Raw genomic sequence first — 23,439 nt, 5'->3', positions numbered from 1 at the left:
ACGGGATCGGCATCCGGAGGCCCCGACCGCCTACGGGCGTGCCGCTGCCCTCGACCGGTCGCGTGCCCAGGCACGCAACGCCAGCCACGCCATGCCGCCGAACAGCACGGCAAAAACGGCCAGCGGCATCACGCCGTTCCATGCGGCGCCCACCACCAGCAAGTCCTTGAGCGCGAGCAGCGGAAGCAGCGGAAAAACAAGCAGCACCGCGACCGCGGGCACATGCGCATGCGACGGAAAAAAGACGGCCAACACCACCGCCATCGCGAAGCTCGCCACCAGGTAGGCCAGCAGCAGCCTGAGCGCGAGCTTCACTCCTCGCTCGTCCACTCCACCTGCACGCCCAGGCTGCGCAGGTTCTCCACGAAGCGCGGATGCGCGCGGCGGATCGGCGTCGCGTTGCGGATCTCCGAGCGCCCTTCGATGCTCGCCGCCACCATGAAAAGCGCGATTGCCACGCGGATGATGTACGGGCTTTCGACCACCGCCGGCGTCAGCGGATTGCCGCCGAAGGTGATGAGCCGGTGAGGGTCCGACGAGAACACGTGCGCGCCGAATTTCGAGAGCTCGCCGGTCCAGCCCAGCGCGCCGTCGTACACCTTGTTCCAGAACATCGCATTGCCCTGCGCGCGCACGCCCAGTGCAATGAAAATCGGCAGCAGGTCCACGGGAAAGTAAGGCCACGGCGCCGCCTCCACCTTGGTGAGCACGTTGCTCGTGAACGGCGTCTGCACCTTCAGCGGCCCGGTGCGGATGGCGCGCGACCAGCCGTCCGCATGCTCGATGCGCACGCCGAACTTCGCGAAGGTGCGGTCCAGCAGCGGAAAGTTGGCGGGCGCGCTGTTGCGCACGATCACGTCGCCGTCGGTGATGGCGCCGAGCGCGAGAAAGGTGGTGATCTCGTGGAAATCTTCGTCGAAGCGGAACTCGCCGCCGGTGAGCGCGCCGCCGCCGTGCACCGTCACGCGCGAGGTGCCGATGCCCTCGATGCGCACGCCGATCATCGCCATGAAGCGGCAGAACTCCTGCACATGCGGTTCCGACGCGGCATTGGTGAGCGTCGAGGTGCCATCGGCCGCGGCCGCGCAGAGCACGAAGTTCTCGGTGGTGGTGACCGAGGCGTAGTCGAGCCAATGGTCGGTCGGCGTCAGGCGCCCGTCGCTGTGCACGAGCAGCGAGCCCTCGGTGCGCTCCACCTGGCCGCCGAAGCGCTGAAACACCTCCACGTGCGGATCGATCTCGCGCACGCCCAGCGTGCAGCCCTTGACGTTGTCTTCGAGCCGCGCCACGCCGAAGCGCGCGAGCAGCGGCGGCACCAGCATGATCGACGAGCGCATCTCTTCGGGGAGGCGATGCAGCGCCGCGTCGAACGCGGTTTCGCGGTGGTGCAGTTCGAGCGTGCCGCTCGCGTGGTCCATCTGCACGTCGCTGCCGAGGGTGCGGAAGATGTCCAGGATCTTGCGCACGTCGGTGATGTCGGGCACGCCGAGCAGCCGCAGCGGCTCGTTGGTGAGCAAGGTGGCGCAGAGCACCGGCAGCACGGCGTTCTTGTTGGCGGAGGGGGTGATGCGGCCGCGAAGCGGCGTGCCGCCGTGCACGATGAGGTTGGACATGGAGGTGCGGGGGAACGGAAAGCGGGAGGGAATCGAGGGAAAGGTCGCGGAACGTCCGCAACCGGGTGCCGGGACTTTACCGTCGGCGGATGGCGCTCACGGACGGGGAAGTTGTAAGAACTTGCCGGGGCTGACAGCGCCGGGCGAGCAATTGTCCATGTGTGTGAACAGTCATGCCATGAATAGCGGCTGTCGGTTTAGCTCGCAAATCCATACCATTCAGGTCATTGGACAACCGAAAGGATTGAAATGAGCAAACCCGAATTTTTCATCACCCCCGGATATGGAAAGCAATTTCTCGACAGATTGCATTACTCGCAAGCCGTCAAGATCGGCAATCGCGTGGAAACCTCAGGCCAAGGCGGTTGGAGCGACGATCTTCAATTCCCCAAATCGCTTGAAGACGAAATTGTGCAGGCATTCAAGAATGTCGAGCGGACGTTGGCAACTGCCGGTGCGGGCTGGGAGCACGTCGTTCATGTCAATTCATACCATGTCGGCGGATTTCCGCCGGAGGTCAATGAAACGATGGCCAAGCTTTATCGCCAATACATGCCGGACCACGCGCCCATCTGGACGGAATTGGATGTCGCGTCCCTAGCGCATCCCGACATGCATATCGAAATTCGCGTGACCGCGATTATTCCGTGATGGGCAGATCAACTCCGAATTTCTGAACCACCCAATCGGCGAACGCCTTCAATTTGGCATTCTGGTGCCGATTGGGCGGATAAAGAATATGAAAAGGCATGGGGGGCCTTGACCAATCTTCCAGAACTGCCACCAATTCACCCGAATCCAGATAAGGTTGGACAATGCGCCTGAAATGCTGCCCAACGCCCAGGCCCGCCAGCAGCATTTCCTTCAGGCCATTGCCTTCGTTGGTCGAGAAGACGCAATTGCCGATTTCGAATCGCTCGGCGCCGCGCTCGAAAATCAAAAGCTCCGGCTTTCCTGTCGAAAAGAAATAACACGCGGCAGCGTGATTCAATTCAAGATCGTCTGGGGAAGAGGGAATTCCCTTGCGATCCAGATAAGCCGGCGCGGCGCAGGTGACATATTGAAGTTCGGTCACCCTTCGCCCAACCATTGCCATATCGTCGAGCCTGCCGGCACGGATTACGCAATCCACGCCCTCTTCCACGATATTCAATGGCCGATCGCTGATTCCGACTGCGACGGTAATTTCTGGATATTCGCGATGGAATTCCGGCAATTCCGGAATAAGCAGGCTGTTGGCGAATACCGCCGGCGCATCGATTCTCAGATGCCCGCTCGGCTTGACCTTTTTACCCCGCACCGCGCTTTCGACCGAATCCATTTCGGCGATCCAGCGCACGGCGTGCCCGTAATACTCGAGACCGTCCGATGTGGGGGTCACCGCGCGCGTGGTCCGCTGCATCAATTTGATGTTCAGGTGCTTTTCAAGATCGGTAATCAATTTGCTGACCGTCGAGCGCGGAAGCGCCAATTGATCCGCGGTGCGGCTGAAGGAACCGGTGTCCACCACTCGTACGAAAGCCCGCATTGCCAGGAGTTGGTTCATTGGAATCCATTCATTCGAGGCGGATAAAAGGCAACTCCATTGTCTATGCTTGTGTGCAATGGCGGCAAGAAGCAGCCACCGCCGAGGAGGCGTCGGCACGGAAACTGCAGCGCGCCTTGACCATGCCTTCCATCACCCGCCCCCTTCTCGCAGCGCTTGGCGCCGTCGCATTCCTCACTGTGTCCGCGCCCTCCCTGGCCCAGGACGCCTACCCCAACCGCCCCGTCAAAGTCATCGTCGCGCTGCCGGCCGGCGGTAGCGTGGACATGGTGGCGCGGCTGGTGAGCCAGCAGCTTGCGGCCGACCTGGGCCAGCCCTTCGTGGTCGACAACAAGGCCGGCGCCTCCGGCCAGATCGGCACGCCGCTGGTCGCGCGTGCGGCGCCCGACGGCTACACGCTCATGGTGTCGCCCGCCTCGTTCCTCACCACCAACAAGAGCATCTTCAAGACGCTGCCCTACAACCCCGAGGCCGACTTCGCGCCCGTCACCAAGCTGGTCAACCAGGCCATGGTGCTGGTGGTGCGCGACAAGGCGCGCTTCGCGAGCGTTGCCGACGTGCTGGCCGCGGCGAAGGCCAACCCGGGCAAGCTGACCTACGCGTCCTCGGGCGACGGCAGCCCGCAGCACCTGGCGGGCCTCATGTTCGAGAGCCGCACCGGCACGCGGCTGCTGCACATCCCCTACAAGGGCGGCGCGCCGGCCATCACCGACCTCATCGGCGGCGTCGTGGACATGGTGTTCGCCCCGCTCCCCGAAGCGCTGCCGCACATCCGCGGCGGCAAGCTGCACGCGGTCGGCGTGCTGAGCGAGAAGCGCGCGGTGTCCGCGCCCGAGATTCCGACGCTGCGCGAAGGCGGCGTGGAAGGCGTGGTGCTGTCGGCATGGATCGGCCTGCTGGCCCCGGCGAAGACGCCGCGGCCGATCCTGGAGCGGCTGGACAAGTCCGTGAAGGCACTGCTGATGCGGGGCGATGCACGGGCGCGACTGCTGGAGGTGGGGATGGAGCCCGCGCCGGACGATGCCAAGCCGCTGGGCCAGGTCATTGCGGAGGAGATCCGGGTGCACGCGGAGTTGGTGAAGGCTGCGGGGCTGGTGCCGCAGTAGGGGTGCGCGCCGAGCGTGAAGGACGCGCGCTCGCTATTGCGAACATTGACCGGCACCTGCACGGGCATAGCTCTTGCGTCGGCCGGTCATGTCTTCCATCGCTTCCCCCTCACGCCGACGCGCGCTCCAATCCCTGGCTGCCGGGGCCGCATCGCTCGCGCTGCCGGCCTTTGCCCAATGGCCCGATAAACCGGTTCGTATCGTCGTCACCTTTCCGGCCGGTGGCTCGAGCGACATCCTCGCCCGCGTCATGGCCGAGCAACTCGGCAAGAAGCTCGGCCAGGCCTTCGTGGTCGACAACAGGCCGGGCGCAGGCGGCACCATCGGCGGCGCGCAGGTCGCGGCCGCGCCGGCCGACGGCTACACGCTCATGCTGTCGAACACGACGCCCATCGCGCTCGGGCCGTTCGCACTCGAAAAGCAACCCTACGACCCCGTTGTGGCTTTCACGCATATCGCCTACCTGGGCTCGGCACCGCTGGTGATCATGGCCAGCAAGCCAGCGGGCATTGCAAGCTATGCGCAGCTCGATGCCCGTGCGCGCAAGGAGGGGCTGCTGAACTTCGGCTCCGGAGGCCCCGGCTCGGTCGGCCACATCCATGGCGAGTTGATCCGCAAGACGACAGGCATTCCCATGGTTCATGTGCCCTACCGCGGCGGTGCACCGATGACGACGGACCTGATCGCGAATGTGATTCCGGTCGCCATCGACGTCGTCACCGCGTATGTGCCGTTTTTCAGAAGCGGCCAGTTGGTTCCGCTGGCGGTGACGGGCAACGCACGGTCGCCGCTCATCCCCGAAACGCCGACCGTCGCCGAGCTGGGTCAGCCACAACTGGTGCTCGAGAACTTCTTTGGCCTGAGCGCGCCGGCAGGCCTGCCGCCCGATATCGTCGCCAGGCTCAACGCCGCATGCAACGAGATCCTGGTCATGCCGCAGGTGTCGAGCAAGCTGCTCGAACTGGGCATCGTCGGAAAGCCTGGACCGGTCGATCGCTTCGAAGAGCTGGTCAAGGCGCAAGTGGGCATTCTTGGCTCGACGGTCAGGGGCGCGAGCATCAGGCTCTGACGTCCGGCGCGCTGCGGCTGGCGACTGCCGGATTGGCCACCAGTACGGTGCAAGCAGCAGCCAGGCTCAGCAACGCACGCCAATGTTTGGCCACGCCTTTGCGGAACATCGGTCGTTGGATCGCCCTCGTGCGCGCGGCCCGGCGCAACGACTCGAGTTCGCAGTTGCACAAATCGAAGAGGTGGGATGTGTTTTTCATCGGAACGAAGGAAGCAATTGACAAGGGCGTTGTTAACAATCGCGTGCGCAGCTTACAAACCGGAGTCGCCACGCTGTATGCCATTTCGTATCACGCGCATCGGGCAGTTATCTAAACGGCGAACTTGTTGATCGTAGAAATAGTTGCTTGACTCTGAAGCGGCTCCAGGGTTCTTAATCCCTTTGCGCGCAATTTTGCAAACGCACCAAATCCAAACAGGGACCAATCAAATGACCATCTGCTCACAACACTCCGGCGAACACTCTCATCAGCATGGCCCGTCTTGCGGCCACACCGCCATCACGCACGGCGACCATGTCGACTATCTGCATGACGGTCACTTGCACCACATGCACGTCGGCCACGTTGACGAGCACACCCTCGAAGTCACGGCCACGAACCCCGACCAATGCACGCCGAACCATCGCTGCGCGGGTCATGAGGCAGGGCATGTTCACGGTCCCGATTGCGGCCACGAAGCCGTGCCGCATGGCGATCACGTCGACTACCTGGTTGACGGTCACCTTCACCATCCACACGGGGATCATTGCGATGATCACGGGCCCGTGAAGCTTGCCTAAGTCGCTTCTTCCCGATTGATCCGTGCCCGCCTCGTGCGGGCTTTTTCTTGCCCTGTGTCGTCGATGCAGCAGAGGCTGCACAGCGCCTCGGAGTGACTGGCTCTTTCTTGGGCTCGCCCATTGGCGGCCCAAAAAAGAAAAGCGGCAAGTGCACCGAGAAAGGTGAGGGCCAGCCCGACGGCTTGTGTGATCTGGATCTTTGGGTTCATAGCGCTTGGCGAGCAAGGTTGCAGAGTCTAGAACCGCTTTTTGTCGCGGCAATTGCCGGCGTGATCAATTGCACAGAGATGAAAGATTTGATCAGGTTCTTAATTCATTCATCTCCAGCTCTATGGCTGTTCGCCGCTCGAATACTCATGACGCAGCAACGAGAGTTGCACCAGGTCGTGATACTCGCCCCACCAGAAGCCGGCCTGCCGCTGGAGTCCTTCTTCGACGAAGCCCAGTCGCCGCAGAAGCTTCAGCGAAGCGGCGTTTTTCGGATGAACCTGCGCTTCGATGCGATTCAACGCCATCGACTCGAACCCCCAAGCCAGAGCAGCAACTAGCGCCTCGGTCATCAGGCCATTGCCCCACGCGTCGCGCGCGAGTTCGTAGCCTACGGTGCAGCTTTTCCAGTTCCTGTTCCAGCGGAACAAGCCGCATGTGCCGATGAGCCGGCGGTCCTGGTTGCGTTCGATCGCCCATCTGGTTCCCAGGACCGGTGGTTGCCGCCAGCCCGCGAAGGTCTGCACCATCTTCTCGGCTTCCGCCAGGCTCGCGATCGGATCGTTGCCGAACCAGCGCATGGCCTCACGGTCACCGTGGATGGCGAGCAATGAGGCTGCGTCGGTCGGGACGATCTCACGCAACGTGAGGCGGGCGGTTGTCAGGGATGGGAAGGTCTCGGCTGGTGCGTCTGCGGTATTGGCGTTCGTCATGGCAGGTTGCTCCCGATTTTTTGTTTGATCGACACGACGGCTTCTGCCGTCATTCACGGTGGCATCTACAAGTTGTTCCGCAAGAACGCGAGCATCTTCCGCCAGGAATCCTCACGCGCACGGGCCGTGCCGACTGGCGAGCCGCCGAGGTCTTGGTCTTCACCCGATACAGGATGCTTGAATCGTGTCGACATCGTGGAGACATTCGGCCAGCCCAGGCTGTGGCCGGCGTCGGGATAAGACAAGTGTTCGACAGGGTGATTGAACCCTTCCCGCTTGAAGCGAGTCATTGCAAATTCGCTCAATGGCGCAGAGGGCCAGATCTTGTCGTCCTGTGCGCTGATCAACAGCACGGGTCCGTTGATGTTCTCCACGCGGATGGAAGTTGCTTCCACGACCGCCTCATCCCGAAGCGGAATGAAATACCAATCAAAGCTGTCGGGGTCGACGCGGCCTTGCGAAACGGCGAGGTTCCACTCTTCGAGGGGCATGACATCGGCATGCGGCACGTCCTTGCCATCCATCGTCCAGGCCGAGTGCCCGCTCGGAGGATAGGCGGGCCAGACGATGCCGCTTGCGACGTACGCCACCACGGCTCGGATGGAGGGAAAGGTCGACGCCAACAGAAGCGCCAATTCCCCGCCTCTGGACGCGCCACTCACGGCGATCCGATCGGGGTCGACCTTTTCCTGCCGTGCCAGCCATCCAAGCGCATTGTCGAAATACTCCAGAGGAATCCGGTCCAGCGTGGGCGGCAGTCCCTCGATGCCGAAGTAAGCCAGGGCCAACGCAACGTAGCCATGCGACGCCAACAGCGCGGCCATTTCCGCTGACCATTGCACGCCCCCGCCGGACCCGCCCACGACCAGAACCGCGGGATGGCGGCCCGGTGCTTTCGGCTCGAACAAACTGCCCACGACTCCCGCCTCGCGTACCTTGCGCATTGCTACGGACTCGTCGAAGTAACGTCTTCGGAATGCATGCGTGACAGGCTCCGCCGATTCGCTCTCGATGACAAGCAAGACGGCCATGGGGTCGTCCGCGCACTGACTCGAAACCGGCACCGCGGACGCTGGTTGCGATGAGCGGGACCAGAACAATCCCATCGCGTCTACGCCCGTGTAGTCACCGGACACGGGGACATCACGTCTCAGGTCCACATCGCCCGTGGTTGCTGCGTGAAAGCTCGCTTGAGAGGCGAGCACAGTGCCTGCGGCACCAGCGCTCAGCGCCCGCAGTGTTATCTGCTGCCCGGGGGTCAATCCGTGCACTGTGATGTGCAAGGCTTCGTCCAACAGGCATTCAGCAGGGAGTGGGCCGAAGGAGATGGAAGGCATTGGGATTGTTGTGCCGGTGTGCAGATGTCTGATTTCTCTGCTGTGGATGAAGGGCTTTTCTTTGCCGGATTCTGCCGCACCATTCCCCAGCAAAGCGTCTTCTTACCCGACTCAATAGACTGTTCCCATGCCCCAACCCAACACCCCTTTCAGCGACGCATCCGCCCTTCGCGACTACGCCGAAAAGACCGCCCGCATCGTTCCCGGCCTGCACGACCTGCAGACGATGGCCGCCCTGCTCGTCGCAGAGCGCGCGCCCGAATCGGCCCACGTGCTGGTCATCGGTGCCGGCGGCGGCATGGAATTGACGGCGCTTGCACGGGCGCATCCGCAATGGCAATTTGTCGGCGTCGATCCGTCGCAACCCATGCTCGACCTGGCGGCGGCGGCGCTCGGCCCGCTTGCCGCGCGTGCCCAGTTGCACCTTGGCTATACCCACACGGCACCCGTCGGTCCATTCGATGCCGCGACGTGTCTCCTGACGATGCACTTCGTGCCCGTCGAAGAAAGAAGATCGACGCTGAAGGAAATCCATCGCCGCCTGAAGCCCGGTGCGCCGTTCGTCATGGCGCACCTCAGTTTTCCCCAGGCGGAGGAAGAGCGGGCGCTGTGGCTCTCGCGCTATGTAGCATTCGCCATCGCTTCGGGCGTCGAACCGGAGAACGCGCGCAAGGCCGCATCCACCATCGGTTCGACCCTGCCGTTGCTTGGCCCGGGGCAAGAGGAGGAGTTGCTTCGAGAGGCCGGCTTCACGAACGTTCGGCTGTTCTATGCCGGCATGGCTTTCAGGGGCTGGGTGGCGCAAGCCTGAGAAGACTTTCCGCAGCCCAGCGTCGGCCATCTCAGGCAAATGAGCGACGGTATTTGACGAGACCTTTCTTCTTCGAAGTGTCAAAGCCGCATCTTTCAAAAAACCGGTGGGCATCCGTTCGATCCATCGAACTCAGCAGCATGATCTTTGAACAATCGTTTGCCACGCAATAGGCTTCGGCCTCGCGCAGAAGCTCGGCACCAACTCCCTGATTTCGCACGATGGCATCGACAACGATGTTCTCGACGATCGCAAACGGTTGCCGGTTGAACATCACGTCTTCGCACAGCGAGACAAGCACCGTCCCGCATACCCGACCATCCATCTCCGCGACAAGAAGCGCCGCTCTCGGACTTTCGGACAGCTCCCGTATTCGCTCAGGCAACACACAGCGCGCCGTATCACCCACCAATTGGCCGTACAGCGCGTCGATGCGGGCGGCGTCATCAGGCGCCGCCCGCCGAACCTTCAAAGAGGAGATGGGCATCCGGGTTTCCTCCAAAATTAATGTCTGGCCTTGCCTTTGGTTCCGATTGATCGGCAATTGCCGATCGTGCAATCGCCGTCAACGAAGCCTGCTCGTAAGGGATCTCAGCGATGTTGACGTCGGCTTCGATGGTCATTTCTTGAGTTGATGGATGAATCGACGACACAGTTCCATTGAACGACCTGAGGCAGTTTCACGCCTGCCCAAGGAGCGCATCCCCACGAGCAAGCCCCTCGATTCGAGGTTCGCAGACTCTGTAGCCGAGCCTTTCCTCAACTCTCTCCGCGCCAAGGCTCTCGTAGAAGGAGATTCCCCTGGCGTTGGATGCCTTGACAGGCCAATCGATGCGGTAGCAACCGTTTTCCATCGCATGTCGCGCCACCCACGACATGAGAGCCCTGCCAGCACCGCCGCTTCTGTTCGTCGACCTCACATAGAGTTCTTTCAACTGGCAGTGCCTGCGCTTTTCTGGAGAAAAGTCGACGAGCGAATAGACCAATGAAATGGCGGCGAGGCCGATCACCACGCCGTCGCCATCGGATGCCACGACCAACCACTGGGTCGACCCTGGCGCCAGGAGGTTTCCAAGGAGATGCTCCCTCACGACCTCCCGGGAAACGGCGGCGCCTTCGTTGTAGTACGCATGCAGTTCGCACAGCAAATCAATCAGTGATTCGTGCTGGGCTTCGGAAACGATCTCAACGCGCATACGGTGTCCTTTAAGGCTGCTCGGTCCCGCAATCTTCCCGCAAGCTTGACCCAGGTCAAGCGCCGTCCCCTCCCCGCTGGCTAGCATCGAAGACAACACGAGGAGACACCGTGGAACTCGAGATACCGGAAATGCTGGCCGCTGTACTGCAGGGTCAGGTCGGCGCGCAGTCGCCGCTTGGTCTGCAGTTGGGTGGGTATGGCGCCGGCAGCGGCGTGCGCATCGTCTCCAGCCAGCATTTCGACGGCCACTCGCTCAACCTGCTCTTCCAACTCGGCATGGCCGCCGGTGCGCGCGACCTGGTGTTCCAGCTGCTCGCGCTGGACAACCTCAACGGCGAACCGTTCGCGCGGCCTCTTCCGAGCCTGGAGCTGATGGTCCCAGCGCTGATCGAATGGCTGCGCCGCGACCTCATCGACGGTTGGCTCTATCAGCGCGGCAAGGACGGCGCGCTGCTTCCCTGGCTGGTGCACACGGTGCGCCTGGTGAAGCCGACGGACGGCGAGGCCTATGTGCTGGTGGGCCTCCTGGCCAACACGCTGCAGGCGGCCGGCCGCGAGCCGCCCACCGAGCCTCGGCTGCGCTTCTCGGGCATGACCTGGGGCCTGAGCTTCTACGCGGAAGACCTGCCCGGCCGCACGCTGGCCGGCCTCTTCGCCGACCACGGCTTTCACAAGGAGTGCGCCGAGTTCAAGCGCGAGTACGACAAGCAGCTCGCATGCTTCACGCGGCTGCAGCCGCAGTTCGGCGCCCAGTTCAGCATCGACGGCTGCGTCTGGACGGCCGGCGAAGGCCCGCGGGCCGGCATGTCGTGCCACCGATTGCCCGAAGGCGCGACGGTGCGCTGTGTGAACGACGAAGAGCTGCTGCGGCGCCGCTTCGACCTGGCCGCCGACGCGCACTACTGGCGCGAGAGCGGCGTCGCCCACGGCTTCGACCACATCCCGCAGCACTGCTACCTGCACCTGTTTCACCTCGACTGGCATCGCAATGTCTGGGTCCATGCGCAGCATGTGCAGGCCTACACATATCAGCCCCAACTGCGCGAGCGGCTGGTGCTGCCGCAGGCGCACCGCGACCTGATCGACATCCTCACGGCCGACCGCAGCTTTCTCATGGAAGACGTGGTGCCCGGCAAGTCGGGCGGCACCACCATCCTGTGCAAGGGCGCGCCGGGCCTGGGCAAGACGCTCACGGCCGAGGTCTACGCCGAGGTGGTCGGCAAGCCGCTGTACCGCGTCCATTCGGGGCAGCTGGGCGTGACGGCCAACTCGGTCGAGGCCAGCCTCACGAAGATCCTGCAGCGCGCCGCGCGGTGGGACTGCGTGCTGCTGCTGGACGAGGCCGACGTGTACATCCGCCGCCGCGACAACGACCTGCAGCACAACGCGATCGTGGCGGAGTTTCTGCGCACGCTCGAATACTTCAGCGGCCTGCTCTTCATGACCACCAACCGCGACGGCGACATCGACGAGGCGATTTTGTCGCGCTGCATCGCGGTCATCGACTACCAGCCGCCGGGCCCCGACGACGCGCGGCGCCTCTGGTCCACGCTGTCGGCGCAACTGGGCGTGGAACTGCCGGGCGCGGTGATCGACCGGCTGGTGGCCGACTACGCCGGTGCGAGCGGGCGCGACATCAAGGAGCTGCTCAAGCTCACGAGCAAGTACTGCCGCCGGAAGGAACTGCCGCTGTCGACGCAGGCGTTCGCGCAATGCGCCGTGTTCCGCGGAATCGCCTGCGCTTCGCAAACCGGCGCGCGGACGAGGAACGACGAATGATCGATGCCGGCAGCCTGCTCGGCGGCGCGCTCACCGGCCGCCTGGCCTTCCGGCCGGGCGCCCTGCCCGCTTCAGACCCGCTGCCGCCGGGGCGCCACGGCCTCTCGTTCGCCGAAGGACGCGAGGCCGTGCTGGTGGTGCCCGAGGGGTTGCCGCTCGATGCACCGCTGCCGCTGCTGGTGATATTCCACGGCGCGGGCGGCGAGGCCAACCGGGTGCTGCCGCATCTCGTGGCCCATGCGCGGGCGCGCAAGTTTCTTCTGCTCGCGCCGCAATCGATGTACCCCACGTGGGACATCGTGGTCGGCGGGCACGGGCCCGATTTGGAGCGGCTCGACGGCGCGCTCTCGACGGTTGCTGGGCACTTTCGCATCGACCCCACACGCCTCGCGTTCGCGGGCTTCTCCGACGGCGGCAGCTACGCCCTCTCGCTCGGCGTGACCAACGGCGATGTGGCGAGCCATGTGATCGGCTTGTCGGCGGGCTTCATGAACGCTTTCACGCAGACCGGAAAGCCGCGGGTGTTTCTGGCACACGGCCGCGCCGACAGCCAGTTGCCCATCGAGACCAGTGCCCATCCGCATGCACGGCGGCTGCTGGAGAGCGGGCACGACCTGACGCTTCAGCCCTTCGATGGCGACCACGTCATCGTGCCGTGGGTGGTGGCGCGGGCGATCGAGTTCTTCATGGGACGGCAGGAACCGTAGCGCCCGCCTGCTCCTGGCGTTGCACCTCGCGCAGCCGCTGGTGCGCATCGCCATCCCACACGATGGGCTGCTGGTTCTTCGCACGCAGGTAGTGGTGCGTGAACACGGCCAGATAGGCCTCCAGCGTTTGCTCGGCGATGTGTTCGCCCACCAGGCTCATGCACAGGGCCGCCACTTCGCTCGTGCAGAAATGGTCGTCGCGCCCCGAGCGGCGCAGCTTGTATTGCGATATCTGCTCGGGCTCCAGGCTCAGCACCGGCAGCGCATCGAGGTACGGGCTTCTGCTGAACATCTTGCGGGCCTCGCCCCAGGTGCCGTCCAGCAGGATGAAGAGCGGGCGTTTCACTGTCGCACCATCCAGCGATTCGAGCGAAGGCGGCACGGTGTGCACCACGCGCTCGGGCGCCGCATATTGGCCGGGAAACACCACGTAGGGTTGCCACTGCGGGTCGGCCAGCAAGGCCAGCAGCGCGGGATCGGTCTCGGTGCGCGCCCAGCCGAAGGCGAAGGTGTCGGGCACCACATCGGCGATCAGCCAACCCGTGTTGCTCGGCTTGAGCGGCTCGATGTCCGCCATGAGCAGGCACACGCCCGCACGCGTGGCCACCGACGGGCGCAAGGCGCACATGCAGTGGCTGGGCAGCAGCCGGCAGCCCGCGCAGCGCTCGCGCTTGAAGCCGCCGCGGGCCAGAAAGGGCTTGGCGCTGCGCGCAAGGCGTGCGGCGCGAAGGAGAGAGACGGCGTGAGGCATGCGGCGATTGTCGACCCGAGGCCGGCCCGCACCGGATGCGCCTCCGCCGGGGCTCACTTGCTCACGACCAGCGGCTTCCCCTTTTCGACCAGATAGGTCGCGAGTTCCGCCGCGTTGCCGCTGCCGACGTTCTTCGCCGAGTGGACCGCGCCCGCCGGAATGAACAGCGAGTCGCCGACCTTGAGCGTGATCGGCGGCTGGCCCTCGAACTGATATTGCACCGTGCCTTCGAGCACATAGGCGATCTCTTCGCCGGGGTGCGAGTGAAAGCCGAAGGCAGCGCCCTGCGCGAAATCGACGCGCACCTGGATCGCTTCGCGGCCGGGATCGGCCAGGTCGTGCTTCAGCGATTGGGTGCGCCCGATGCCAGGAGGCTGCTGCGCGAATGCGAAATGCGGCGCCAGGGTGCTGCTGGCGACCAGCAGCATCGCGGCCATTGTTTGGAACTTGAACGTCTTCGTCATGAGAGTCTTTCGGTGTGGGGAGTGGATGACGAAGGCGATTCTTCGGGCGGCGTACCCCGCTCTCCGCGCACACCGTATGCGTGTGTATCCGGACATGCTTTCACGACAATAAATTTCACGATATGCCTGGATGTGCTCGACGCCGCGGCCCCTTGTTGCGGACGCAGTACGCGCCTAGCATGCAGGCCCATCCATCCCCCATGCGCTTGCCAGGAGAGACCATGCAACTTCACACCGCACGCATCTTTGTCCGCGACCTTGCCGGCGCCTCCCGCTTTTATGAAGAAGTACTTGGCCTGCAACTGAAGGCCGATGGCCGCGAGCAGGGCTTCTGCGTGTTCGATGCCGGACCGATGAGCCTGGTGGTCGAGCGTGTCGAGGACGATGCGCCGGAAGAAGACCGGGTATTGGTCGGACGATTCACCGGGCTGTCTTTCGACGTGGAAGACATCCAGTCGAAGTACAAGGAACTTTCGTCGCTCGGCGTCGACTTCAGCGGGCTTCCGGAGCGGCAGCAATGGGGCGGTGTTCTTGCAACGCTTCGCGATCCTGCAGGCAATGAGCTTCAACTGGTGGAGCAGCCCCGGGGGTAGTGTGCGCGGCCTCAGTCATCCATTCTTCTGGAGACTGAGGCCGGCTTACCGCCAGAAGCGGCCCTTCCCCTTCATGGCTGTCGAGAAGAACGTCTGCTTCAGACTGCGTTAACGACTTTCGGCAGATGCCTTTGAACCAGTCTTCTCATAGAGTGCCTCTAGTCAGACGAGCGAAGGCCATCGAGCGAAAGCACCTTCAACACGCCGTACTCGACGCGGATCAAGCCCTTCTTCTGCAACGCGGCGAGCGCCGTGTTGACCCTGGGACGCGAGAGGCCCGCGATGGAAGCGATCTCCTGCTGCGTGATGCGCAGCATGTTGCCCACGCCCGGATACAGCACGGGGTTGAAAAGAGCCCAAAGCGTTCGGGCCACGCGGGCATCGATGTCGGTCATGCGGTCGATTTCCAGTGCGCCGATGAACTGCCCCAGCCGCTCGTTGAGCTGCCCCATCACGAAGCGATTGAAGCCGATCGAGTGATCGAGCAGCCAATGGAAGGTGTCGACGGGAAGCGCGCCCACGAGGCTGGGCCGCAAGGCCAGGGAGTCGTAGCGATAGGGCTCTCTTTTGATCATCGTGCCTTCGCCGAACCATCCACCGGGCGGCACGCCCAGGAAGGTCACGGTCTGGCCCGCCTTGTTGTTGCTGCTCATCTTGAGCAGGCCATGCAACACACCGAACCAATAGGTCGCCGGACGGCCGAGGCGGCACACGTGCTCGCCGGGAAGAACCTCTCCCACCACGAGTTCGGCCACCGCGCGCTCGCGCTCCTCCGCCGAGAGCGAGGGGAGCCACGGGATGCCTTCCAGTTCCGCCGATGTGGCGGGACGCCGCCTTGCGGGAAGGCTTTTTCCGGTGCTCATGAGAGATGGGGAAGTACGGATAGGGAACTCCCTTGGATTGTTATCGGCAATACAAGCGCCGGTCAAAGCGGTTTCTACCATCGGCCCGAATTTCGATGCGCAGGCACTTCATGCCGTCGAGATTTCGGAGCCCGATATCAAGTTACTTCACAAGGAGACAGCCATGAATCTGAAATCGCTCGCGCTGACAGCCGCTTTGCTCGCCGGTGCCTTCGGCACCGCCCTCGTGTCGACGCCCGCCAGTGCACAAGCCAGGGAGGCCAGGGAGCAGTTCTTTCCGCTGCTGGTGTACCGCACCGGCCCCTATGCACCCAACGGCACGCCGCTGGCCAACGGCAAGCAGGACTACATCAAGCTCGTCAATGCCCGCGACGGCGGCGTCAACGGCGTCAAGCTGACTTACGAGGAATGCGAAACCGGCTACGCGACCGACAAGGGCGTGGAATGCTATGAACGCCTGAAGGGCCGCCCCGGCGTGGCGCTCTTCGAGCCGCAGACCACGGGCGTCACCTTCGCCTTGACCGACAAGGTCCCTGCCGACAAGATGCCGCTCATCACACCGGGCTACGGCCTGTCGATCTCGCAGGACGGTCAAGCCTTCAAATGGAACTTTCCGCTGATGGGCAGTTACTGGACCGCGGCCGACATCATCGTGCAGGGCCTGGGCAAGAAGGAAGGCGGCATGGACAAGCTCAAGGGCAAGAAGATCGCGCTCGTCTATCACGACTCGCCGTTCGGCAAGGAGCCGATTCCGCTCCTGCAGGAGCGCTCGAAGATGCACGGCTTCGAGCTGTCGCTGATCCCGGTCACCGCGCCGGGCATCGAGCAGAAATCCGCATGGCTTCAGGTGCGCCAGCAGCGGCCCGACTACGTGATCCTGTGGGGTTGGGGCGTGATGAATTCGGCCGCGCTCAAGGAGGCCGTGGCCACGGGCTATCCGCGCGAGAAGATGTACGGCGTGTGGTGGTCGGGCGCCGAGCCCGACGTCAAGGACGTGGGACAGGGCGCGAAGGGCTACAACGCCCTCACGCTGCATGCCTCGGGCCAGCAGCTGAAGGTCATGCAGGACATCCTCCAGAAGGTGCACGACAAGGGCAACGGCAGCGGCCCGAGGGACGAGGTCGGCTCCGTGCTCTACGTGCGCGGCATGCTGATGCAGATGCTGGCCGTCGAAGGCGTGCGCCGCGCACAGGAACGCTTCGGCAAGGGCAAGGTCATGACCAGCGAGCAGGTGCGCTGGGGGCTGGAAAACCTGGCTCTGGATTCGAAGCGCCTGGAAGCCCTGGGGCTGGCCGACGTGATGCGTCCCCTTGCCACCAGTTGCGCCGATCACATGGGCTCGGCGTGGGCACGCGTTCAGACGTGGGACGGTGGCAAGTGGAATCCCGCCTCCGAGTTCGTGCAGGCGGACGAACAGATCATCAAGCCGCTGGTCAAGGCGAATGCCGACAAGTACCTGTCGGACAAGAAGATGACGCGCCGTGAAACGGCGGATTGCCAATCGTGATCCGGGTCGCCGTGCCATGAAAGCGCCGGAGCGCACGCGGGGCGGCGACACCATCGCGATGTGCTTCGTGCGCGAGGCGTTGCACGAGGCGATGCGGCGCGGCGTCGACATCAGCGCCATCCTCGGCGCGGCCGGCATTCCGGCCGGGCTGCTTCACCAGGACCAGGCGCGGGTGTCCCCCGAAAGTTATGGCCGCATGTGGCACCTGGTGGCCGAAAGAACGGGCGACGAATTCTTCGGCATGGACTCGCATCCGGTGCGCTACGGAAGCTTCACGCTCGCATGCCGCTGCGCGATGGGCGCGAAGAACCTGGGGCAGGCGCTGCGCCGGATCATGCGGTTCTACGGTTGCGTGATGGACGACATGCAGCCTTCCATCGAACGGCTGCCGCACGGCGAGGCCGCATTCCGTTTGAACGAGCGGCCCGGCTCGCAGCGGTTGTTCGCGCACGGCACGATCCTCGTGATCTTCTTCGGCGTGGCCTGTTGGCTGGTCGGCCGGCGCATTCCGATCCTGCGCGCCGAGTTCTCGCCCGAGGCGCCCGACAGCCCCGAGGAATACCGACTGCTGTTCGGCCAGGAGATCTGCTTCGGCGCCGAGCGCACCGCCCTCGTGTTCGACGAAAGTTTTCTCGAGCTGCCGGTGGTGCAGAACGCCGAGACGCTGCGGCGCTTTCTGCGCGGCGCGCCGACGAACTTTCTCGTCAAGTACCGCGACCAGGACAGCGCCGCGGCGCGGGTGCGCAAGGTGCTGCGAGACCTCGACGTATCGGCGTGGCCGGATTTGCCAGACATGGCGCGCAAGCTCCGGCTCGCGGAACGCACGCTGATCCGGCGGCTCGCGCAGGAAGGCGAACCCTTCCAGGCCATCAAGGACACGCTGCGGCGAGATCTGTCGATCGGCCTGCTGAGCGACTCGGGCCTCCCCGTCAGCGAGGTCGCGGCCCGGGTCGGCTTCGCCGAGCCCAGCGCGTTCCATCGCGCCTTTCGCAAGTGGACCGGCGCGAGCCCCGGCGCCTACAGGTCCACGCTGCCCGAATAGCGGGGTCGCCGCACACGCCGACATGGCAAATCCCGCCAATCACATTGGCGGGAACGCGCAATGCGCGATCGAAACCTGCGGCATAGAGTGCGGCCAAAGCGGCCTCCCCAGCACCGGATGAAGGCCGCATGAACGCCACTAGAGACAAAGGAAGCACCGTGCCATCGCCCCACCCTTCTTCGCCCCCCACTGTTCCGGACTACGCGTCCTTCGTCGAAGCCTTCGACCTCGCGAACATCAAGGCATTGTTCGCCGGCAGCTTCGAGCACGGCATCAACGCCTGCGTCGAGGCCTGCGACCGGCACGTCGCGCCGGGCCGCGTCGCGCTGCGCTGGGAAGACAAGGACGGCAACACATCGCAACTCGGCTACGAGGAGTTGCAGGCCAACGCGGCGCGTTTCGCCAACCTGCTCGCGAGCCGTGGCGTCAAGCCCGGCGACCGGGTCGCGGGCCTGCTGCCGCGGATTCCCGAACTGCTCGCGGTGATCCTCGGCACCTGGCGCGCGGGCGCGGTGTACCAGCCGCTCTTCACGGCCTTCGGACCCAAGGCCATCGAGCACCGCGTCACGGCTTCCGAGGCGGTGCTGATCGTCACCGACACGGCCAACCGCCACAAGCTGGACGACAGCGCAACGTGGCCGGGCATCGTCACGATCGCGCGCGACGTGGACGAGCGCGTGCCCTTCGGCGACATCGATTACCTGTTCGAGATGGCGCAGCAGGCGCCATCGTTCGAGCCCGTGATGCGCGGCGGCGACGACGCCTGCATGATGCTGTTCACCTCGGGCACCACCGGCCTCGCCAAGGGCGTGGCCGTTCCGCATCGCGCGTTGATGGCGATCGACATGTACATGCGCCTGGCCGTGGACCTGCGCGATGGCGAGTCCTACTGGAACATCGCCGATCCGGGGTGGGCCTACGGGCTCTACTTCGGCGCCATCGGTCCGCTGCTCAGCGGCAACACGACGCTCTTCTACGACGGCCCGTTCTCCGCCGAGACCGCCTACCGGCTGATCGAGAAGTACGACATCACCAACCTCGCCGGCGCGCCGACGGCCTTCCGCCTCATGATGGCCGCCGACCCGCAACTGGCCGCACGCATCCGCGGCAAGCTGCGCGTGGTCAGCAGCGCGGGCGAACCGCTCAACCCCGAGGTGATGCGCTGGTTCCGCGAAGCGCTGGACTGCCCCATCGGCGACCACTACGGCCAGACGGAGATCGGCATGGTGGTGTGCAACTTCCACGGCCTGAAGCACGCGGTGCATCCCGGCAGTGCGGGCTTTGCGCTGCCGGGCGTGCGCGTCGCGGTGCTCGACGACGAGGGCAAGGAACTCGCGCCGGGCATTCCGGGCACGCTGGCCATCGACCGCAGCCGCTCGCCGCTCTATTACTTTCCGGGCTACTGGAAACAGGCGGCGCAATCCTTCGTCGGCGACTACTACCTGACCGGCGACACCGTCGAACTCAACGAGGACGGCAGCATCAGCTTCGTCGGGCGCGGCGACGACATCATCACGTCGGCCGGCTACCGCATCGGCCCCTTCGATGTCGAGAGCGCGCTCATGGAGCACCCGGCCGTCGCGGAGGTGGCCGTCATCGGCAAGCCCGATCCCGAGCGCACCGAGATCGTGAAGGCCTTCGTCGTGTTGCGCGCGAAGGTGCAGGCGAGCGAGGCGCTTGCGGGCGAGCTGCAGCAACTGGTGAAGCGCCGGCTCGCCGCGCACGCGTATCCACGCGAGATCGCGTTCATCGCCGAGCTGCCCAAGACGCCGAGCGGCAAGATCCAGCGGTTCATCCTGAGGAAACAGGAAGCCGACCAGGTCGCGGCATAGGAGCGAAGAAGAACATGCTGCCCCGACTGCATCGCCATCGCTGGATGGACGAAGAGATCGACGCGTTCCGCGACCAGGTGCGCCGCTACATCGCCGGCGAGCTGTCGCCGCACCTCGACGAGTGGCGCCGCCAGGGCTTCATTCCGCGCGAGGTCTGGCGCCCGTTCGGGCAGATGGGCTTCCTGCTGCCGGAACTGGACGAAGCCTACGAAGGCGCCGGCGCCACGCTGGCGCATCAACTGGTCGTGCAGGACGAGCTGGCCAGGGCGGAGTTTCCGGCCAACGTGGCCGTGCATTCGATTGCCGCGCACTACATCCTCGACTACGGCACCGAGGCGCAGAAGCGGCGCTGGCTGCCCAGGCTCGCGAGCGGTGAGCTGCTGGCCGGCATCGCGCTCACCGAACCCGGTTGCGGCTCGGACCTGAAGGCGCTGCGCACCCGTGCCCGGCGCGAAGGCAACGACTACGTGATCGACGGCGCCAAGACCTTCATCACCAACGGCTTCACCGCCAACCTCTTGGTGGTGGCGGTGCGCACCGGCGATGCGGGCAGCCGCGGTGTGTCGCTGATGGTGCTGGAGACGGAGAACCTCCCAGGCTTTCGTGTCGGCCAGCGCCTGGAGAAGCTGGGGCAGCACGCGTCGGACACGGCCGAGCTGTTCTTCGACGGCATGCGCGTGCCGGCCGACCGGCTGCTGGGCGAGAAGGAAGGCGACGGCTTCGCGCAACTGATGAGCCAGTTGCCCTTCGAGCGCCTGCTGCTGTGCGTGCCCGCCGCTGCGGTGATCGAGCGCGCGCTCGAACTGACGGTGGAGTACACGCGGCAGCGCAAGGCCTTCGGCCAGACGGTGTTCGACTTCCAGAACACGCGCTTCAAGCTGGCGGAGTGCGCCACGATTGCGCACGTGGTGCGCAGCTTCGTCAACGACTGCACGCAACGCATGCTCGACGGCACGCTCGACGACGAGGCCGCCTACATGGCCAAGTGGTGGTGCACCGAGCAACAGGGCAAGGTCGTCGACGAATGCCTGCAACTGTTCGGCGGCTACGGCTACATGGCCGAGTACCCGATTGCCCGCCTGTACGCCGATGCGCGCATCCAGCGCATCTACGGCGGCACGACGGAAATCATGAAAGACCTGATCGCGCGAAAACTGGGCGCGTGACGCCATGGGCGCACGCCCCGAAGCCAACCGGATTCCACCTCACCGCAACGAAGGAATATCGATGAGCCGTCTGCCGACACGCATTGCAGGTTTCGCCATTGCCATCCGGCATGGCATCGGACGATTGGGCCTGGTTTTCGCGGTGCTCGCCGCTCTGCTTGGAGGCGCGACATCGGCAATGGCCGGTCCGCTGCAGGACCCGCGCGAGGATGCCTTCTACACACCGCCCGAAACGCTCCCCGACGGGCCGCACGGCACCTTGATCCGCTCGCGTCCGTTCATCCCGCTCGGGCTGCTGCTCGTCTCGGGTTGGCAGATCATGTACACGTCCAGCGACGTGAACGGCAAGGCCATTGCCGTCACCGGCACGGTGCTGGTGCCGTGGACCCCGTGGTTCGCGGGCCATCGTCCGGTCATTGCCTGGGCGCCCGGCACCCAGGGCGTCGCCGACAACTGCGCCCCTTCGCACCAGTACGCGATCGGCACCGAGTACGAGGCGATCGCGGGTGCCACACCACTGACGCTGGCGCGAGGCTGGGCCATCGCCATGACCGACTACCAGGGCCTGGGCACACCGGGCGATCATCCCTGGCTGGTCGGGAAATCCGAAGGACAGGCTGTGCTCGATGCGGCATTGGCGGCCCAGCAACTGACCGCGGCAAAGCTCTCGGCCGATGCGCCCGTCGGCATCGTGGGTTATTCGCAGGGCGGGCATGCCGCGGCCTGGGCCGCGCAACTGCAGCCCGGCTATGCGCCCACGCTCAAGCTCAAGGGCGTGTCGGCGGGCGCGGCGCCCGCGCGCCTCGATGGCAAGCTGTACACGCAGTTCAATGGAGGCCTCTTCGGCGGTCTTGTCGCGTACATGGCCATCGGCATGAATGCCGCATATCCGGAACTCGATCTCCAGTCGATCCTTACCTCCTACGGAAAACACGTCGTGGCCGATCTGCGCGACAAGAAGTGCACCGTCGAGGCCCTCGTCTATGCGGGCTTGAGCGACGCGATCCTGGTCGATCCGCCCGGTCTTCTGGAGCGCCCGGCCTGGAAGGCGCGCCTTGTCGAGAACCGGACCGGCACGATGGCCCCCGCCGTCCCCGCGCTGGTGTATGGCGGCCTGCTGGACGAGGTCGTGCCGCACCAGGACGTCAAGCAGCTGTTTGCCGACTGGTGCGCCCTCGGCGCGAAGGTCGACTTCCGCACGGTCGGCATCACCGAACACGCCACGGGCGGTGTGCTCAGCATGCCCCTCGTGCTCGACTGGATGGCGCATCGCTTTGCTGGCGACAAGGTGTCGTCCGATTGCCCCTGACAGCGCGCGACAGCCGCCATTGATTTTTCAGGGTATCGATCCATTCACTCGCCGCGAGCGCGCCAGAGGTGCTGGCTTCGACCAAGCTCGCAACCGACGGCAGCGTCAGCCTCGCCCGGCCCCTCTGCCGCTATCCGCAGTACCCGCGCTACACGGGCCCGGCCAACGACGCGGCAGCGGCCAGGCTCGCCGCGAACTTCAGTTGCACCTCGCCCTAAGGTGCCGGAGTTGGCTGCGGCACCTCGCGCGGCTCGATCACCTCGGGCAGGAAGGTGCGGCAGTACGACACCGCGGCGACCAGCGCGTCTTCCTCGAACTGCGGCGTGATCGTGCCGTGCTTGGCGAACGACAGGCTCAGCACCGCGTCGATCAGCGTGAGCGCCACCAGAAACTTGCGCTCGGCATCGCGCACATACGGCATGTGAAAGAGCCGCTCGTAATGCTCGAGGATGCGCCGCGCCAGTACGTCGTTGAAGCCGGCCTCGGACTGGACCACCTCGCGCGTGGTGTGGCTGCCGAGCAGCAGCTTGCGGATCGGCGGCGTGTCGTTGTACAGGCGCACCGCAGCGGCGATGCGCTGCTGCAGCCACGCCTGCCAGGTCGGTGCGCGCGGGACATCGATGTGATCGATGAGCGCATAGAACAGCTCGTGGTAGCGCTCCGCCAGTGCCAGCAGCACCGCATCGGGCGACGGAAAGAAGTGGTAGGCCGAAGCGGGCGGCACCTCGGCCTCTTTCGCGATCTGGTAGAGGCCGATCTCGTGCAGCTCCTGCCGCATCAACAGCGCATGGGCGGCATCGAGCAGCTTGTTGTAGCGCACCACGCCGCGCTCCTGCTGCGGGCGTTTGCGCGGCGGCGGTGCGGGGCTCGCGGGTTCCGTTTGATTCATTCCAACCATCGCATGTGACGAACAAAGGTGCGCATCTTCACATGGGTGCACCAGATTCCAGCACCGGGTGACCGCATGAGGTGCACTTTGCCATCATTTCTTTAAAAGTCGATACCAATCGATTTTCATGTTGCAGACACGCTGGTTGATCGCTATA

27 protein-coding genes are annotated in these 23,439 nt (G+C 64.6%); 13 read left to right on the top strand and 14 right to left on the bottom strand.

Translation table 11 applies throughout. The annotated features are described in order from the left end of the window. Positions 1-30: 30 nt before the first annotated feature. Both QF040_RS02485 and QF040_RS02480 read right to left on the bottom strand, forming a co-directional pair. Positions 31-315, bottom strand: a complete 285-nt coding sequence (locus tag QF040_RS02485; protein ID WP_429609692.1) for a hypothetical protein — start codon at positions 313-315, stop codon at positions 31-33. Then, positions 312-1,613, bottom strand: coding sequence for a UDP-N-acetylglucosamine 1-carboxyvinyltransferase (locus QF040_RS02480; protein WP_429609691.1), 1,302 nt, complete (start codon positions 1,611-1,613; stop codon positions 312-314). Before QF040_RS02480 ends, QF040_RS02485 begins: the two co-directional genes overlap by 4 nt. 249 nt (positions 1,614-1,862) lie before the next feature. Here QF040_RS02480 and QF040_RS02475 point away from each other — a divergent pair, with 249 nt between their 5' ends. After that, positions 1,863-2,264 carry a RidA family protein gene (locus QF040_RS02475; RefSeq protein ID WP_429609690.1) on the top strand — a complete coding sequence of 134 codons (402 nt, stop codon included), beginning with the start codon at positions 1,863-1,865 and terminating at the stop codon, positions 2,262-2,264. Here QF040_RS02475 and QF040_RS02470 read toward each other — a convergent pair. After that, the gene (locus tag QF040_RS02470; RefSeq protein ID WP_429609689.1) at positions 2,254-3,159 is read right to left on the bottom strand and encodes a LysR substrate-binding domain-containing protein; all 906 of its coding nucleotides are present in this window, start codon (positions 3,157-3,159) and stop codon (positions 2,254-2,256) included. The two genes, QF040_RS02475 and QF040_RS02470, sit on opposite strands and share 11 nt — an antisense overlap. Before the next feature lie 122 nt (positions 3,160-3,281). Here QF040_RS02470 and QF040_RS02465 point away from each other — a divergent pair, with 122 nt between their 5' ends. Both QF040_RS02465 and QF040_RS02460 read left to right on the top strand, forming a co-directional pair. Further along, entirely contained in the window at positions 3,282-4,265 is a 984-nt protein-coding gene (locus QF040_RS02465) for a Bug family tripartite tricarboxylate transporter substrate binding protein (protein WP_429609688.1), read from the top strand. Positions 4,266-4,353: 88 nt separating this feature from the next. After that, the gene (locus QF040_RS02460; RefSeq protein ID WP_429609687.1) at positions 4,354-5,334 is read left to right on the top strand and encodes a Bug family tripartite tricarboxylate transporter substrate binding protein; all 981 of its coding nucleotides are present in this window, start codon (positions 4,354-4,356) and stop codon (positions 5,332-5,334) included. On the opposite strand, the gene QF040_RS02455 is transcribed toward QF040_RS02460, so the two are convergent. The 4 genes from QF040_RS02455 to QF040_RS02440 form a co-directional block, all read right to left on the bottom strand. Next, positions 5,324-5,533: a hypothetical protein gene (locus QF040_RS02455; RefSeq protein ID WP_429609686.1), complete on the bottom strand. Its 210-nt coding sequence runs from the start codon at positions 5,531-5,533 to the stop codon at positions 5,324-5,326. The two genes, QF040_RS02460 and QF040_RS02455, sit on opposite strands and share 11 nt — an antisense overlap. 242 nt (positions 5,534-5,775) lie before the next feature. Beyond that, on the bottom strand, positions 5,776-6,093 hold the full coding sequence (locus tag QF040_RS02450) for a hypothetical protein (protein WP_429609685.1): 318 nt from the start codon (positions 6,091-6,093) through the stop codon (positions 5,776-5,778). A 350-nt stretch (positions 6,094-6,443) separates the two neighbouring features. After that, positions 6,444-7,034 carry a GNAT family N-acetyltransferase gene (locus QF040_RS02445; RefSeq protein ID WP_429609684.1) on the bottom strand — a complete coding sequence of 197 codons (591 nt, stop codon included), beginning with the start codon at positions 7,032-7,034 and terminating at the stop codon, positions 6,444-6,446. Positions 7,035-7,099: 65 nt separating this feature from the next. Beyond that, the gene (locus QF040_RS02440; protein WP_429609683.1) at positions 7,100-8,371 is read right to left on the bottom strand and encodes an acyl-CoA thioesterase/bile acid-CoA:amino acid N-acyltransferase family protein; all 1,272 of its coding nucleotides are present in this window, start codon (positions 8,369-8,371) and stop codon (positions 7,100-7,102) included. A 226-nt stretch (positions 8,372-8,597) separates the two neighbouring features. On the opposite strand from QF040_RS02440, the gene QF040_RS02435 reads away from it, so the two are divergent. Next, positions 8,598-9,182 carry a class I SAM-dependent methyltransferase gene (locus QF040_RS02435; protein WP_429609682.1) on the top strand — a complete coding sequence of 195 codons (585 nt, stop codon included), beginning with the start codon at positions 8,598-8,600 and terminating at the stop codon, positions 9,180-9,182. Positions 9,183-9,213: 31 nt separating this feature from the next. Here QF040_RS02435 and QF040_RS02430 read toward each other — a convergent pair whose 3' ends face one another. From QF040_RS02430 to QF040_RS02420, 3 genes are read right to left on the bottom strand one after another with little or no spacing between them, the layout of a single operon-like run. Beyond that, positions 9,214-9,669 carry a GNAT family N-acetyltransferase gene (locus tag QF040_RS02430; protein WP_429609681.1) on the bottom strand — a complete coding sequence of 152 codons (456 nt, stop codon included), beginning with the start codon at positions 9,667-9,669 and terminating at the stop codon, positions 9,214-9,216. Then, positions 9,629-9,805, bottom strand: coding sequence for a hypothetical protein (locus QF040_RS02425; RefSeq protein WP_429609680.1), 177 nt, complete (start codon positions 9,803-9,805; stop codon positions 9,629-9,631). The genes QF040_RS02430 and QF040_RS02425 overlap by 41 nt, the downstream gene beginning before the upstream one ends. A gap of 57 nt (positions 9,806-9,862) precedes the next feature. Beyond that, the gene (locus QF040_RS02420) at positions 9,863-10,378 is read right to left on the bottom strand and encodes an N-acetyltransferase family protein (RefSeq protein WP_429609679.1); all 516 of its coding nucleotides are present in this window, start codon (positions 10,376-10,378) and stop codon (positions 9,863-9,865) included. 110 nt (positions 10,379-10,488) lie between these two features. Here QF040_RS02420 and QF040_RS02415 point away from each other — a divergent pair, with 110 nt between their 5' ends. Both QF040_RS02415 and QF040_RS02410 read left to right on the top strand, forming a co-directional pair. Beyond that, positions 10,489-12,159: an AAA family ATPase gene (locus tag QF040_RS02415; RefSeq protein WP_429609678.1), complete on the top strand. Its 1,671-nt coding sequence runs from the start codon at positions 10,489-10,491 to the stop codon at positions 12,157-12,159. Next, positions 12,156-12,866: an alpha/beta hydrolase gene (locus QF040_RS02410; protein WP_429609677.1), complete on the top strand. Its 711-nt coding sequence runs from the start codon at positions 12,156-12,158 to the stop codon at positions 12,864-12,866. Before QF040_RS02415 ends, QF040_RS02410 begins: the two co-directional genes overlap by 4 nt. Here QF040_RS02410 and QF040_RS02405 read toward each other — a convergent pair. Next, on the bottom strand, positions 12,844-13,617 hold the full coding sequence (locus QF040_RS02405; protein ID WP_429609676.1) for a tRNA-uridine aminocarboxypropyltransferase: 774 nt from the start codon (positions 13,615-13,617) through the stop codon (positions 12,844-12,846). The genes QF040_RS02410 and QF040_RS02405 overlap by 23 nt on opposite strands. A 53-nt stretch (positions 13,618-13,670) precedes the next feature. Next, the gene (locus QF040_RS02400) at positions 13,671-14,081 is read right to left on the bottom strand and encodes a cupin domain-containing protein (RefSeq protein ID WP_429609675.1); all 411 of its coding nucleotides are present in this window, start codon (positions 14,079-14,081) and stop codon (positions 13,671-13,673) included. 221 nt (positions 14,082-14,302) lie between these two features. On the opposite strand from QF040_RS02400, the gene QF040_RS02395 reads away from it, so the two are divergent. Next, positions 14,303-14,674 (top strand): VOC family protein, encoded by a 372-nt coding sequence (locus QF040_RS02395; RefSeq protein WP_429609674.1) that lies wholly within the window; start codon positions 14,303-14,305, stop codon positions 14,672-14,674. Between the two features lie 158 nt (positions 14,675-14,832). Here the strand turns inward: QF040_RS02395 and QF040_RS02390 are convergent, their stop codons facing one another. Continuing rightward, positions 14,833-15,537 (bottom strand): Crp/Fnr family transcriptional regulator, encoded by a 705-nt coding sequence (locus QF040_RS02390; protein ID WP_429609673.1) that lies wholly within the window; start codon positions 15,535-15,537, stop codon positions 14,833-14,835. A gap of 163 nt (positions 15,538-15,700) precedes the next feature. On the opposite strand from QF040_RS02390, the gene QF040_RS02385 reads away from it, so the two are divergent. The 6 genes from QF040_RS02385 (at position 15,701) to QF040_RS02360 (ending at position 22,611) form a co-directional block, all read left to right on the top strand. Then, positions 15,701-17,044 carry an ABC transporter substrate-binding protein gene (locus tag QF040_RS02385; RefSeq protein ID WP_429609672.1) on the top strand — a complete coding sequence of 448 codons (1,344 nt, stop codon included), beginning with the start codon at positions 15,701-15,703 and terminating at the stop codon, positions 17,042-17,044. 16 nt (positions 17,045-17,060) lie between these two features. Then, the gene (locus QF040_RS02380; protein ID WP_429609670.1) at positions 17,061-18,086 is read left to right on the top strand and encodes an AraC family transcriptional regulator; all 1,026 of its coding nucleotides are present in this window, start codon (positions 17,061-17,063) and stop codon (positions 18,084-18,086) included. A gap of 128 nt (positions 18,087-18,214) precedes the next feature. Beyond that, complete coding sequence (locus tag QF040_RS02375; protein ID WP_429609668.1) at positions 18,215-19,918, top strand: AMP-binding protein; 1,704 nt, start codon at positions 18,215-18,217, stop codon at positions 19,916-19,918. Positions 19,919-19,932: 14 nt separating this feature from the next. Continuing rightward, the gene (locus tag QF040_RS02370) at positions 19,933-21,084 is read left to right on the top strand and encodes an acyl-CoA dehydrogenase family protein (RefSeq protein ID WP_429609666.1); all 1,152 of its coding nucleotides are present in this window, start codon (positions 19,933-19,935) and stop codon (positions 21,082-21,084) included. 61 nt (positions 21,085-21,145) lie between these two features. Beyond that, positions 21,146-22,393, top strand: coding sequence for a lipase family protein (locus QF040_RS02365; protein ID WP_429609664.1), 1,248 nt, complete (start codon positions 21,146-21,148; stop codon positions 22,391-22,393). Between the two features lie 68 nt (positions 22,394-22,461). Continuing rightward, positions 22,462-22,611 (top strand): hypothetical protein, encoded by a 150-nt coding sequence (locus QF040_RS02360; RefSeq protein WP_429609663.1) that lies wholly within the window; start codon positions 22,462-22,464, stop codon positions 22,609-22,611. On the opposite strand, the gene QF040_RS02355 is transcribed toward QF040_RS02360, so the two are convergent. Next, positions 22,608-23,282 carry a TetR/AcrR family transcriptional regulator gene (locus QF040_RS02355; RefSeq protein ID WP_429609662.1) on the bottom strand — a complete coding sequence of 225 codons (675 nt, stop codon included), beginning with the start codon at positions 23,280-23,282 and terminating at the stop codon, positions 22,608-22,610. The two genes, QF040_RS02360 and QF040_RS02355, sit on opposite strands and share 4 nt — an antisense overlap. Between the last annotated feature and the right edge of the window lie 157 nt (positions 23,283-23,439).

Origin of the sequence: Variovorax sp. W2I14, assembly GCF_050435205.1 — a bacterium.
Classification (GTDB): Bacteria; Pseudomonadota; Gammaproteobacteria; order Burkholderiales; family Burkholderiaceae_C; genus Variovorax; species Variovorax paradoxus_C.
The sequence above is the reverse complement of the archived record's forward strand: the minus strand, read 5'-3'. Positions and strand labels throughout refer to the sequence as shown.